Source organism: Streptomyces monashensis, from assembly GCF_001866665.1.
GTDB lineage: Bacteria > Actinomycetota > Actinomycetes > Streptomycetales > Streptomycetaceae > Streptomyces > Streptomyces monashensis.
This window is the reverse complement of the sequence record NZ_MLYO01000048.1, coordinates 41,895-55,104: the sequence shown is the minus strand read 5'-3', so window position 1 is coordinate 55,104 and position 13,210 is coordinate 41,895. Positions and strand designations below refer to the sequence as shown.

Annotated in this window: 11 protein-coding genes; 1 reads left to right on the top strand and 10 read right to left on the bottom strand. The window is 70.0% G+C overall.

Going from position 1 to position 13,210, the window contains the following annotated elements:
- Positions 1-11: 11 nt before the first annotated feature.
- The 10 genes from eccCa to BIV23_RS27045 all read right to left on the bottom strand — a co-directional run bounded on the left by eccCa (position 12) and on the right by BIV23_RS27045 (position 11,288).
- Positions 12-4,013, bottom strand: coding sequence for a type VII secretion protein EccCa (gene eccCa / locus BIV23_RS27085; RefSeq protein ID WP_071383590.1), 4,002 nt, complete (start codon positions 4,011-4,013; stop codon positions 12-14).
- A complete protein-coding gene (locus BIV23_RS27080) occupies positions 4,010-5,323 on the bottom strand; it encodes a nucleotide-binding protein (protein WP_245790661.1) in 1,314 nt (437 codons plus the stop codon). Before BIV23_RS27080 ends, eccCa begins: the two co-directional genes overlap by 4 nt.
- A 10-nt stretch (positions 5,324-5,333) precedes the next feature.
- Complete coding sequence (gene eccD / locus BIV23_RS27075; protein WP_079173396.1) at positions 5,334-6,689, bottom strand: type VII secretion integral membrane protein EccD; 1,356 nt, start codon at positions 6,687-6,689, stop codon at positions 5,334-5,336.
- A 13-nt stretch (positions 6,690-6,702) separates the two neighbouring features.
- Positions 6,703-6,996, bottom strand: a complete 294-nt coding sequence (locus BIV23_RS52220; RefSeq protein WP_071383589.1) for a hypothetical protein — start codon at positions 6,994-6,996, stop codon at positions 6,703-6,705.
- Positions 6,997-7,164: 168 nt separating this feature from the next.
- A complete protein-coding gene (locus BIV23_RS27065) occupies positions 7,165-7,641 on the bottom strand; it encodes a hypothetical protein (protein ID WP_071383588.1) in 477 nt (158 codons plus the stop codon).
- A 78-nt stretch (positions 7,642-7,719) separates the two neighbouring features.
- Positions 7,720-8,031, bottom strand: a complete 312-nt coding sequence (locus tag BIV23_RS27060; protein ID WP_071383587.1) for a pore-forming ESAT-6 family protein — start codon at positions 8,029-8,031, stop codon at positions 7,720-7,722.
- Between the two features lie 56 nt (positions 8,032-8,087).
- Positions 8,088-8,420 (bottom strand): hypothetical protein, encoded by a 333-nt coding sequence (locus BIV23_RS27055; RefSeq protein WP_069779576.1) that lies wholly within the window; start codon positions 8,418-8,420, stop codon positions 8,088-8,090.
- A gap of 300 nt (positions 8,421-8,720) precedes the next feature.
- Positions 8,721-10,238 (bottom strand): LacI family DNA-binding transcriptional regulator, encoded by a 1,518-nt coding sequence (locus BIV23_RS27050; protein WP_071383586.1) that lies wholly within the window; start codon positions 10,236-10,238, stop codon positions 8,721-8,723.
- A 31-nt stretch (positions 10,239-10,269) separates the two neighbouring features.
- Entirely contained in the window at positions 10,270-10,632 is a 363-nt protein-coding gene (locus tag BIV23_RS52215; protein WP_079173406.1) for a helix-turn-helix domain-containing protein, read from the bottom strand.
- 140 nt (positions 10,633-10,772) lie between these two features.
- A complete protein-coding gene (locus tag BIV23_RS27045) occupies positions 10,773-11,288 on the bottom strand; it encodes a helix-turn-helix domain-containing protein (protein WP_071383585.1) in 516 nt (171 codons plus the stop codon).
- A 303-nt stretch (positions 11,289-11,591) separates the two neighbouring features.
- On the opposite strand from BIV23_RS27045, the gene BIV23_RS27040 reads away from it, so the two are divergent.
- Positions 11,592-13,115, top strand: coding sequence for a DnaB-like helicase N-terminal domain-containing protein (locus tag BIV23_RS27040; RefSeq protein ID WP_281250169.1), 1,524 nt, complete (start codon positions 11,592-11,594; stop codon positions 13,113-13,115).
- The last annotated feature ends 95 nt before the right edge of the window (positions 13,116-13,210 follow it).

The window sequence follows — 13,210 nt, the reverse complement described above, 5'->3', positions numbered from 1 at the left end:
CAATTAATTGGTCATGCTGGGGACTGCGTTGGCTCGGTCTCGGGTGCGAGCGCGGTCTGGATCAGCTGATGACGGTGGCCGCGGCGGACCAGGGTGCCGCGGCCGGGCGGCTGGGCGGAGGCGTACAGGCCGGGGAAGAGCTGGCCTTCGGTGCGGTCGCCCGTCATCACCAGCGCCGTCGTCCCGGTTTCACGCAGTGCCGTCAGGAACGGCTCGTACAGGGCTCGTGAGGCTCCGGCGACCCGGCGAGCGACGACGAAGTGCAGGCCGATGTCGCGGGCCGAGGAGATGTAGGGCAGGAACGGGGCAAGGGGCTGCTGCCCAGCCGCGGTGAGGATGTCGTAGTCATCGATCAGGATCACGATCCGCGGACCGGTGAACGACGGCTCATCGGTCAGGGCGTCGGGGTCGGGGGCCTCCGGCAGACGTTTTTCCAGTTCGGTCGCGATGCCGGTGGCGAGTGCCTGGGAGAGGGCGGCGTTGTGCGCGTAGCCGCCGCGGTACGGCTCCGGGATCACTCCCCGCAGGCCGCGCCGCGGATCGAACACACCGAAGACCAGCTCGTCCTTGTCATAGCGGTCGATGAGGGAGCGGGAGACGAGCCTGAGCAGATTCGTCTTGCCGCACTCGTTGTCGCCAAGGACCAGCAGGTGCTGGTCGGCGCCGAACAGGTCCAAGACGGTCGTGGAGAGGGTCTCCTGGTCGACACCGATCGGGATCGCGCGCGGCTCCGCCGAGATGGAGGGCAGGCGATGAGCGGGCAGCCTGGTCGGCAGCACCCGCACGGGCGCGGCGGTGTCACCGTGCCAGGTGGCGCGCAGGGTGGCCGCCGCCTGCTCCAGGGCCTGGCCGAGCCCGTCCGTCGTGGCATGGGCGTCAATGCGAGGGAGTGCCGCCTGGGCGAACAGCTTGCCGTCCGTCAGAGCCCGGCCCGGTGTGTCCGCCGAGAGAGTCGCGGAGAGCTTGCGGTCGACGGAGGAGTCGGCCGGGTCGTTCAGGCGCAGTTCGATGCGGCTGCCGAACAGGGACTGGGTAGCGATGCGTACGTCGTTCCAGCGGAGCATGCCCGCCACGACATGGATGCCATAGCCGCTTCCCCGCTTGAGGAGGTCGGCCACATCGTCATCTAGGTGCGCGAACTCGTCGCGCAGAGCACCGAATCCGTCGATGAGCAGCACCACGTCGGTGGAACCGAGCTGAGGAAGTTGCCCGCGTCCCCGCAAAGCCCGCAGCTGGTCGACCGAGTCGATGCCCCGTTCGCGGAAGATCTCCTCGCGCTCGGCGAGCATGGCGTGCACCTCGGCGACGGTACGGGCGGCGCGCTCGTGGCTGGCGCGGGTCGCGATACCGCCGACGTGCGGCAGGTCCGCCAGGGCGCTCAGGCCACCGCCGGCCAGGTCCAGGCCGTAGATTGCGACGTCACGCGGTGTGTGGGTGAGGGCCAGGGAGAGCGCCAGGGTGCGCAGCAGGGTCGTCTTGCCGGAGGCCGGGCCGCCGATGACGGCAGTGTGCCCGCCCGCGGAGTTCAGATCGTGCACCCACGGGCCCTGCCACTGCCGGGCCGGATCGTCGAGGACGCCCAGCGGCACCTGCAACGGGCCGCCGGGGTGGGCGAGCCGGAGGCCGTCAGCGGATACCTGTACGGGACCCGCTGCCACGTCGAGAGTGAGCGCTTCGGGCAGCGGCGGCAGCCAGATCCGGCGCAACGGTTCGGCGGCTTCGGTGAGCCGGCCGACCGCGACGCCCAGGACCGTCGGACCGGTCTCGCGCTCACGCGGCGCCGGGGTGTCATCCGCCGTCGTGGGTATCAGTGCCGGGGCGTTGAACGCCGGGTACGTCCAGGCGAGCGGCTCGGCGTCGACGGTGCTCTGGTGTACGGCGGGGCCGCGGTACGCACCGGAGACGAAGCCGGCCTTGAAGCGGGTGTAGGTGGAGGTGTCGACCTTCAGGTAGCCGAAGCCGGGCAGGGGCGGCAGGTGGAAGGCGTCGGTGGTCTCCAGGACCGTGCGGGACTCATCCGCCGAGAAGGTGCGCAGACCGAGCCGGTACGACAGGTACGTCTCCAGCCCCCTGAGCTTGCCGCCCTCGATGCGCTGGCTGGATAGCAGCAGGTGGACACCGATGGAACGGCCGATGCGGCCGATCGACAGGAACAGGTCGATGAAGTCCGGTTTCGCGGTGAGGAGTTCACCAAACTCGTCGATGACGACGAACAGATGGGGCAGCGGCTCAAGTTCGGGCCGGGCCGTGGCGCGCAAGGTGCGGTAGTGCCCGATGTCGGCGATGTTGCCCGCGTCCTTGAGGACCTGCTGGCGGCGTTTGATCTCACCGGCGAGGGAGGTGTGGACACGCTCGACCAGTCCGGCCTGGTTCTCCAGGTTCGTGATGACTCCCGCCACGTGCGGCAGGCCGGCGAACGGGGCGAAGGTGGCACCGCCCTTGTAGTCGACGAGGACCATCGCCAGATCGTCCGGTCCGTGCGTCGTCACCAGCGCAAGGACGAGGGTACGCAGTAGTTCGCTCTTGCCGGAGCCTGTCGCGCCAACGCACAGCCCGTGCGGCCCCATGCCGAGTTCGGCAGACTCCTTCAGGTCGAGCAGCACCGGCTGATGCCGGTCGTCCAGGCCGATCGGCACGCGCAGGAAGTCCCGCTCCCCGCGCGGCGCCCACGTCCGGACCGGGTCGAGGGCGGCCATGTCGTCGATGCCGAGCAGCTGCGGGAAGTCGACCGGGCCGGAGACGGGCATGCCCTCGGCAGCGGTCTCCGCGGACAGCCGCAGCGGCGCGAGGGCTCGGGCGAGGCCCTCTGCCTCGGGGAGCTCGGTGCGGTCGACGACCCCGTCCGTCCGTACGACCTGCTCTCCGCGCAGATCCTCTACGGTGACCTCGTTGCCGTCGACGGTGATGCGCACGGACACGTGATCGGGCTCGTGGATCTGTTCGGCGAGCAGGTGCAGGACCGTGACACCCATGTCGTCCAGGGCGACGGCGGCGTCCGGACGCGGAAGGTCGACGGCGTTCTCCCCGTACGCGTCGCTGAGCACCAGCAGCCGGTCGGTCAGCGCGAGCGCCTTCCTGTCGGACAGCCCACGGCGCACCTCCGCCGCGTACGAGGCAAGCCGCCCCAGATCCGTGCCGATCACCTGAGCCAGCTGAGCCATGCCTGGAGCGATACGGCGTGCTGCGAGGGCGCCGTCATGGCTTTGCGGGTCGAGAACGTGCGGGAGCCACTTCGCCCACTCCCACTCCTCGACACGGTCCCCGGGCATCGCGAGCGCGACGGCCACGTCGTCCGGCGCGTGGGTCACGGCCACCTGCACGAGCAGGGACCGCGCGACGCGCAGCACCCCCGCACGGTCGCCAACGATGCTGACGTTGCCAGCCCGGTCCAGCGGAACGGTCAGCGGATGGTCCGACACCGTGCTGAAGCGGGCCTGCAGGGCGCGCGCCTCGTTCAGCATGAACGGGTCAGGCGGGGTGAGCACGCCTCCGACCGCCTGCTGGCCGATAGTCAGCTCCTGCACGGGTACGTCACCGACACCGACCCGCATGTGAAGGAAGTCCGTGTCCGTACGGCGCCGCTCCCACAGCCGGCCCGGATCACGCAGAACGTCGTACAGGGCCGCGGGCGCGGGGTGCAACAGCCGGGCGGCACGACGACGCTCTCGCTCGTCAGCGCCCAGATTGGCGCGCAGCTCTTCCAGGTACTCCAGGTACCGCTCACGCTGGACGCGCCGCTGGCGCTGTGCCTTGCCGCGCTGCGAGAGGAACAGGGCGACCGCACCGAGCAGCGCGATGACGAGGACGACGGCGCCCAGGCCCGCGAACTGGCTGGAGCGGATCACCGTCATCATCACGACCGAGCTCATGACGCCGGCCATCGGCAACAGCGCGGTCGCCGGGCTGCCGGTCTTGCCTTCGGGCAGGTTCGGCGGAGGCTCGATCGTGCGGGCCGCCAGCGGGAGCAGAGGGCGCGTCGAGCGTGCTGGGCGGTGGACCTGTTGCTGGGTCAACGCACCCGCACCGCCCTCTGCAGCGTCTCGGCGGCGAGCTGGGTGGCCGCGCGGCGCGTGGCCTCGCCGAGCCGGTCGGGCATGATCGGTCCGCCACCGGCCAGATGCCGGTCGTAGGGCAGATGCACGAGGGTGACTCCGGTTTCCCGCAAATGGGCCGTGGCGGCCTTCAGATCGAGATGCGCATCGGGCGTGTTCGAGGTGAGGGCCACGACGGTGGACGCGAGCGCGCCATGCGGCAGCCCGCCGAGCCAGTCCAGGACGATGCGGGTACCGCCCACCCCTTCGGCGGTGAGCGGGGCAACGACCACCCGCGCGTGCGCGGTGTCCATCGCGGTGCGGGCCACCTCGCCGGGCAGCGTCTCGCAGTCGACCACAGTGACGGCGAAGTAACGCCGTAGCGCGAGCGTGACAGTGCGGTAGGTCGCAACGTCCAGCGGGGCACCCACCCGCCCTTGACTAGCGGGCAGCAGCCAGCCGCCGTCCGCAACGGGCACCAGGTACCCGGTGACGTCGGTCAGTTGCATCGACGGGGTGAGGATCCGGGCGAGTTCGACGCACGACCAGCGTACGGACTGAGCGCCCATCCGCACCGGCAGCGTCCCCAGAGCGGCGTCCGCCTCCAGGGCGAGCACCGGGTCGTGTCGGTAGTGGCTGAACGTCCGCGCGAGCAGCGCGGCGGTCGTGGTCTTGCCGACACCACCTCGGATCGACGTCACCGCGATCACCCGGCCCGTGGTCACCGGCTGCTGCAGCAGACCGCCCAGCCGGCTCTCCTCGGCGACCTCCTGCGCAGCCGACGAGGTCAGCTTGCGCAGCGACCGGCCCGAGCGCCGGACCAGCGAGTCGCCGTGCTGAGGAGAACCAAGCGCTATGGCGAGGCGCGGGTCGAGCGTCGGCACAGGCTCGGGCGTCGCCATGGGCAGCCGGGCCTGGCGGGGCGGCCGTACGGCGGGGGATGCGTTCGGTGGCGTCGCCGGGGTCTGCGAGGCTGCCTCGACGCCGGGAGCGGAGGAGCCGGTACCGGCGTGAGCCTGGGCCGGCGGTGCCGGCGGAACCTCGTTCGCCATGCGCGGGGGCGCTTGAGCCGGGGTGTGCGGGGCGGACTGCTGCTCGTTCTCGCGCGAGACCGGACCCGTGGTGTGCTGTTCGCGGGACGGCCGACCCGGGTTGGGGCGCTCCTCGTCCGGGAGGCGCACGGGCAAGGGCTGCCGGGCTTCACCCGGCGCAGGCTGCTCGCGCACCTCGTCGGCCGGCCCCGCGGTCAGCTCACGCAGCACGTCGTCCTGCCAGCGGCCGGAAGTCGTCATCACCGCCACCTCACGCGAAGGTGCCCAGGAGCCGCCCGTACACCCCGAACACCCCGAGGACCAGCGGGAACAGAGCGACCACACCAGCCGACTCCAGCACGTCGCCGGCCTTGCGCAGCCGTACTCGGACATGCTCGGCGGGCTGCACGGCCAGCACACCCAGGGACAGCACGACCAGCACGCCGAGAGCGGCGAGCGGTGCCGGGGCTCCCGAGTGCTCCCGCCACAACCAGGCCAACCGCAGCGCCACCACCATGGATGCCGCGAGCAGTGCGACTACCTCCGCCACCAGCGGGTAGGCGCGCGCCCGCAGCGCGAGGACGAACGCCGCGGCGACGGCCAGCAGCACCGTCCATACCGTTACGGTACGTACCGCCAGCACTCCGGCAACGGCACCGCAGACCGCGGTGACGAGCGTCGCCAGCGCCAGCCCCCGATGCGTGGCGGCCAACGCGGTGGCCACCTGGTAGCGGCTGACGGACGAGCCCGCGGAACGCCGGTCGTCCAGCCCGGACAGGCCCGACGCCGCCAGCGCCAACCGGGGCAGCACGCCCAGCGCGACAACGGACACCACGGCGAGCAGCGCCCCGGCACGTGCCGAACCGGCTCCGCCGGACTGAAACGCGAGCGCCACCTCCCAGCACGCGCCCGCTCCGGCCAGCGCCCCTGCCCCGACCAGTGCACCCCGCCCGAACGGCGAGAACCACCCGAGCAGCAACAGCGCCACCACCAGGACCGAGAGCACGGCGGCCAACCGCACCGCTCCCGGCCAGCCCTGTGCGTCGGCAACCGACCAGGCGCCCTGCACGCCCACAGCGGCGCTCACCACGACCAGAGCGGCGGCAAGCCCCTTGTGCCCGGCCCGCCCCAGCAGCGCACCAGCCGCCGCGGCTACCACCGCGGTCACGAGGAGCGCCCATCCGGCGGCCTTGGCCTCGAATCCCTGGCGCGCCATGAAGCCGACGGCCGACGCCCAGACCACACCCGCGCCCGCGGCCGTGATCCGCCGCGCCCTCGCGTCCCACCGCCAGGCCCGCACATCCAGATCGCCGGCAGCCTCGTCACTCACGTCATGGACTACCGGAGCGGACGGCGCGTCCTCGACCCGGACCAGCCGGAGTACAGCACCGTCGGGCACTCCCGCCGACTCCAGCGTGGCATCCGGCTCCAGAGCACTTCCGTCGGCCGTCACCAGGTGCCGGGCCTGCGGATGCTCGGCCACCCGGTCGTCGAGCAGACGCATCACCTCGGGCAACAGCAGCCCGACAGGCTCCCGAGCCGGCAGCACCAGATCCACCCGACGCCGCTCACCGACCAATGTGACTCGACTCAGTGCCGTACGGCTCACAGTCCCCCGGGATATCACGCGTTCGAACCTATCATCGGGCCGAATTCGCAGGCTGCGGTGGAGCGGTGGGCTGACCGGAGGGCGTGAACACAGGCACAGAGGTCCCGTACGGAGCCTTCCCGATCACGCGATGTGCGATGAAGGACCACCCCACACACCCGGCACACACCACGGCGGCGATCACCACCCCCGCGAACGCCTTCCCGAGCCGCTCGTCCACGGTCCGCCGCTGCCGCTGCGCCCCGAACAACACGGCATCACGCAACCGCCGACGCCGCACCGCCACGGACTCAAGAAGCTGACTGTCGTAATCCTGGGCTGACATCACTCAAATCCGGTTCGCTGGACACGCGGGTGCTCGCCGAACATCTTCTCGCCGTGCGGATTCGGGACGCAACGAGGCAGGAGACGGGCGGCGGTCAGCAGCGCAGGCCGACGATGCCTCAGCCATAGCGCTCTGCCTCCGTGACCACCTCGCCCCGTCGTCCCGGACCTATGACGGCCAGACGACTGCGCCGTCACGCACTACCAAAGGCACGGGCAGGCGCTCTTCGTAGAACCGAATCCAGCCAAGATGGACCTCGCCGCCGGAGCCTCGGTGCCGCTCGCTGGCCTTGGCCGCAAGCCAGCTGAGGAGTTCACCAGTGCGCTCGAAATCGTCCGGATGGATCTCCTGCCGGCTGGTCAGCGCCCAGCCCTCCTGCCCCGGGTCCTGCAGACGCAGCAGCACGGAGACAAGTGCACCCCCGACCTTGTAGCCACCACCCTGCTGGCCGAGAAGGGGCTCGGGATGATCCTCGATGACGAACTCTCCGTCTTCGTCATCCACCACGACCGGAAATTCGGTGACGATACGGAATGTTTCCGGCTGGGGGCCTGCTCCCAGATGCCATCGCAGCTCCGTGAGTTCCCCCGCCGACAACTCGTCACGCAAGTCCAACGCAAGCATCAGCTCGAACATGTCAGCCATGGTCGCGCAGGCTACAGATGCATGGCCTGTTCGGGCGAGCGGCCGACGGGAGCGGAGAGGGGCACCGCCAACCGCCGGTCAGCCGATGTTGTCGACCGCTGCCTTCGCCTTGGCGAGGGTGGCCTGAGCGGTGCCGTCGTTCTGCTCCAGCGTGTTGCGCACCAGACGGATGATCTCGCGCACCTCGGCCGCGGCTTTGTGCCAGCGGACCTCCTTGCCGTGGTACTCGTCCGAGACACCATCGGCCTGGAAGTTGGCCATCGCCGCCTTGACCGCCCGGTCGCGGTCGGCCAGCACGCGCTCCAGATGACCGATGATGCCGGCCAGGCTGGTCTGTACGTCGGCGGAGGCGCCGGTGTCGTACGAGCGGCGGTCTTGGTTCTGAGCCATGATCGAGTCCCCCTTGAAGACGGTGACGACAGCGTTGACTTGCTCTTCGAGGACGGTTATCGCGCGCCGAAACGGGCCGCGTCGAAGTTGGCCATCCCCATGTTCTGGTGCGCGTTGTCACCCAACTCCACGTCACCACTGCCGAACGCCGTGTCCATACCGGACTGACCGCCGAGGATCGCGCCCAGCGAGCTGTTCAGGTCCGCCGTGATCTCGTCGGCATGCACCTTGAACGTGTCGAACGCGGCCTTGCCGGCACCGTTGAACTTCCCCTCCAACGGTTCGGCCGCCTGGATCAGCAACCTGATCAGCGTTCCCAGGTCGTCGCTTGAGCCGACGGTGCTCTTCCCGAGCTGCGACAGGGTCGTCGACCCCATGTCGAACTTCATCCACCCACCCCGTAAGCGTGTTGTGTGCCGGGACTACTCAATCGCCGCTGCTTCACCTCGCGACGCCAGAGCCCACAGTGCGTCGAACATCCTCTCGCATCCCAAGTTGCAGGCGCAACGCGAAGGGGACCGAAGTGGCGTGATCTGGTGCATGCGATAGGGCGAGGCTGAGGGCCATCTGGTCATCCGGGACGAGCTCGTGTCACCGAATCGGTCAATGCAACCTGGATGAGCGTTGTATCGCCGACCTCATAAGGGAAACGGCGGTGCCCCGCAACAGTGTTGCGGGGCACCGTGGGGCTACGGGAGGGCCACCGCACGTGCACGCAGAAGGTTGTTGAGCACGCGCACCGGTGAAGTCGGGCACAGGGCCAGGCGGGCGTCGAGCGCTGCCTCCCACTGCTCGGTCAGCCCCAGCATGAGGCGCTTGCGCATGCCTGGAGTGACGTGGGCGTAGCGCGCGGAGACCGAACCGTCGAGGTGGCCCATACGCTCGTCCATGAGCACCTTCTCCGTGCCCAGGTCCTCCATCATCGTCCGGTGGGTGTGACGGAGGCCGTGGGGTGTGAGGCCCCAGGCGATCGGGAGCCAGCAGGCATCGGCGCGATCGGTGGCGCCCCGCCCTCGTGCCGGGATGCCGGGCCACGGCTCGCCGAGGATGGGCACGGGGCGGGCCTCCTGCGGTGCCTTCTTCGGGTACCAGCCGGAGACCGCCGGCGTGAACAACCAGGTCGCAAAACCGTTCCTGCGCCAGTGGGCTGCATGCCTTGAGACAGCGCCACCTCGCACGAATCCGAGGTCGGCTACGGCCTTCTCGACCCGCACCCGCGTAGCTTCGGCGACGCGGTGTGGGTGGTTGAGGACATTGGACACGGTCCCCGTGGAGACCCCGGCCAGCCGGGCTACGTCGGCGAGCTTGGCGCCGTGGTGGCCGCCGGTCCGCGCTGCCCCCTGGCCTCGGAAAACGTACGCCCTCCCGTGGCATGGGCAGGGTGTCGGCTTCGTGCGGGCGATGTGATCGAAGACCAGGGCCGACAGCCAGTCCATCGCGTCGATGGTCCGGTAGCTGTCGTCCTTGGGCGGGCAGCGCACCAGCTCGCCGGTGTCCAGTTCGTACAGCTGCCACTCGACGCGGAACGCATCAGGTCGGACGAACTCCGTCTCCAAGCCGACGATTTCGCCCCAGCGCTTGCCTGTGTAGCCCTTGAGGACGACGGCGACGAACTCGTCGTCGCGGCCGGAGAGCAGGGCAGCTCGCTCTGCGGTCAGCAGGATGCCGAGCGCGTCAGTGACGACCTTCTCCGGGCCGCGGTTGCGGGAGCGGCCGGCGCGTTTGCCGCGCCCGCGCCGCCTTGCGGCCGGGTTGGACGTGATCAGGCCCTCGTCGATCGCGTCCTCGAAGATCAGGTGGAGGGTCGAGCGCCAGGTCTTGACGCTGGAGGCCGCGTACAGGGCCTTCTCCTTCTTCTCCCAGGCGTCGACGTTCGTGCGCAGGATGCCGGCGAGCGCCTTGTCCTCGAACTCGGGGAGCAGGTGCTCCTCGATGTGGCGCTTGTAGTTCTGCATGGTCGAAGCGGCCAGGTCCTGGGCCTCGTACCAGCGGCTGGCGTACTCGCCGAAGGTCTCCTGCCCAAGCCCTGGGTCGCGCCACTGACCGCGCCGAACGGTCACCTCTTCGGCGTCCGCGGCCTGCTTGGCCTCGCGCTTGGTGGCGAACTTGATCACGGCACCCGTGGAATCGGCGACCGTGCCGTACTTGCCGTCCTCGATCTTGTACCGGCCGCGCCAGTAGCCGCCGCGCTTCTCTGCGTACCCCATGAGTTCCCTCCCTTCTCTCGTGTGGGGTGCGTTAAGCGGCGGCTCCGAACTGGGACTTGGTCATGCGGCGAGGCGGCCGGGCCTTGAGACGAACCGTGGGCACGGCTGCCTCGGTACGCTCTCGCACGGCAGGCTGCCGAGCCGGCATAGCAATGCCACAGGGACGCTGCGGGTTCCGAGTCGGGCGCTCTTCGTGCATGCGCACGATCTCGGCGAGGTGATCAGACGAGAAGCGGTAGGCGCGGCCGACGCGGGTGAACGGGATGAGTCGCCGGCGGGCGCGGTCCTTGACCCACCAGGCGGAGCAGCCGAGGACCGCGGCGACTTCCTCGGGGAGGTAGAGGCGCGGCAGAACGGCGTCGGGGTGCGGAGTTGGCGTCGAGGCAGGGGATATTACGGGTCGATTCAAGGGGTGAGTCCTCTTCTGGCGGGCGTGGGTGCGGCAACACCGGCCCGCCGGTCGATCGCTAGGGATGGCGTGAGGGGTGTCCCGTGCTGGGGGTTGGCGGGCCCAGGACGGGAGCGGGAGCCGAGCTACGTCTCGTTGGTGGGGCCGGTGTCGCGGCTCTCGCCAGGTGGCGGGCCGTACGTCTCCAGCAGGTGTTTGGTGGACGCCTCGGCGATGGCGTTGGAGACCATTACGTCGGCCTCCTCGCGGAGGTCGGGGTGCTCGGCGAGGTAGGCATCGAGGTCGTCGCGCGCCTTGGTGTAGGCGGCGTTGGCGCGCTGGGTCTCGCGGAACGCGTCCACGACCGCGTCGATGAGCTCCATGGCGCGGGCCTGGGCGGCAAGCTGCGGGGGGCCGACGAGGTTGCGCAGGTCGAGGCCGAAGACCTCGGAGAAGCCGATGGCCTCGTCGAGGTTGATGCGGCGTTTGCCGTTCTCGATGCGCCAGACCGCGGACGGGTTCATCTCGAAGCCGGCCTCGTTCAGGCGGTCGGACAGAGCATTGGTGCTCCACCCACGCGCCTCGCGCTCCAGCTTGATGCGTACCGCGACGTTCGCCTCGCCGCTGAGCAGCACACCCTGCGGAGAGTCGTCGTCTACCACGGGCTACCCCCTTCCGTTCGTAGCAGTCCACTGCCATTTGCAGTAACCCCTCAACAGTAGCATGCGTTTCTGCGAGATGCAGAACACTACTGCGATCGGCAATGCATGTGGCATACTGATAGCCCCACCCTGACCAGCCCGAGGAATCGCCGCGACCCACCCCACGTAGCACCGCACGCAAAAAGCCCCCGGCTGTCACCGGGGGCCAAGCGCAAACCTCTCAACCGCCATCCCTAGCGATCGACCCGCGAGGCCGGGATTGCCGTCCCGTATGGCCCGCGAGCAGAGGAGCTGATGCCCAGTATGACCGACGCCCAACCGAATACGCCATCCCGCTTCGAGCACGGCTACGCGTCATCTCCGGACGAGCCTGGGCAGGCTCCCTTCAATCTGGACGCCGAGAGCGCGGTGCTCGGCGCCTGCATGCACCACAGCCACGTCATCGACACCGTGCGGCCCATCCTGGGCGACAACGCCTTCTACCGGCCCGCCCACGAGACCATCTGGCGCGCGATGCTCGCCCAGCACCGCGAGGACAAACCCACCGACCCGATCGTCCTGACCGAGCTGCTCCAGCAGCAGGGGGACCTGAAGCGTGTCGGCGGCGCCTCGTATCTGCACCAGCTCGCCAGTGCGCTCTACGACGCCGCCAGCGCGGAGCACCACGCGGAGATCATCCGCGCGAAGGCCGACCTGCGCCGCCTGCTGGCCTCCGCCGTTCGCACCGTCCAGCGGGCCCAGGAGCCGGGCGCCGACCCTGAAGCGATACGCAGCGAGGTCGAGGCGGAGATGCGGGCCGAGCGCGAGCGGGCACTCGCCTCGGGCCAGGGACGTCTGAACCGCTTCGCCAAGGACGGGTGGTCCTTCGTCAAGGAGACCGGCGCGGACGCCGAGCCGTTGTGGGGCACGCGCGAGAAGACCGTCTGGGCACCGGGCGAGAGCCTGATGATCGTCGGCGCGCCCGGAGTCGGCAAGACCACCCTGGCCCATCAGGTAGTCTTCGCCCGCCTGGGGCTGCAGGAGACGGTCCTGGAGATGCCGGTCGCGCCGAGCAGGCGGGTGCTCTACCTGGCCATGGACCGGCCCCGGCAGATCGCCAGGGCCATGGACCGGCGCGTCTTCGATACGGACGAGAAGATCCTGCGTGAGCGTCTCGTGGTCTGGGAGGGCCCGCTGCCCGCCACCCTCGACAAGGAGCCCGACCTTCTTGCCGATCTTGCCGCGGCCCACCGGGCGGACACAATCGTGATCGACAGCCTCAAGGACGCCGTGAGCACGATGGTCGACGACGGCCTCGCGGTCGCCTTCCACAATGCCCGCATGCGCGCCCTGCGAGGCGGCGTGGAGATCATGGAGCTGCACCACCAGCGCAAAGCCACCGCCGACGCACCGCGCGGCCAGCGCCCCAGCCTGGACCAGGTCTACGGATCCGCGTGGATCACCGCCGGGGCGGGCAGCGTTCTGTTCATCAGCGGCCGAGCAGGCGACCCCGCGGTCACCCTGCACCACCTGAAGACCCCCACCGGGGAGATCGGCCCGCTGGATGTCACCCACGACCACGTGCGCGGCACCACCACGGTCGACCCCAGCAAGGACCCCGCCGTCCTGCTACGCAACGCCCCAGGCGGGCTGACCGCACGCGACCTGGCGGCCGTCCTGGTCGGCGGCGAGCCCGAACGCGCCGACGTGGAGAAGGCCCGCCGCCACCTGGCCCGCCTCGTCGACAGCGGCCTGGCCACCAAGGCCGACGGCATCGCCGGAGGAGCCGGAGGCGGGCAGCAGACCCGCTACTACGCCTCCGCACGCCACCTCACCGCCGTCGGCTGACGACCTAGCGACAGCGCCCGGGAGCGATCACGCGACCGTACACGCGGCCCTCACGCGAACACCCCGCCGCGAACCGCTCACAGCGTGCACGCTGA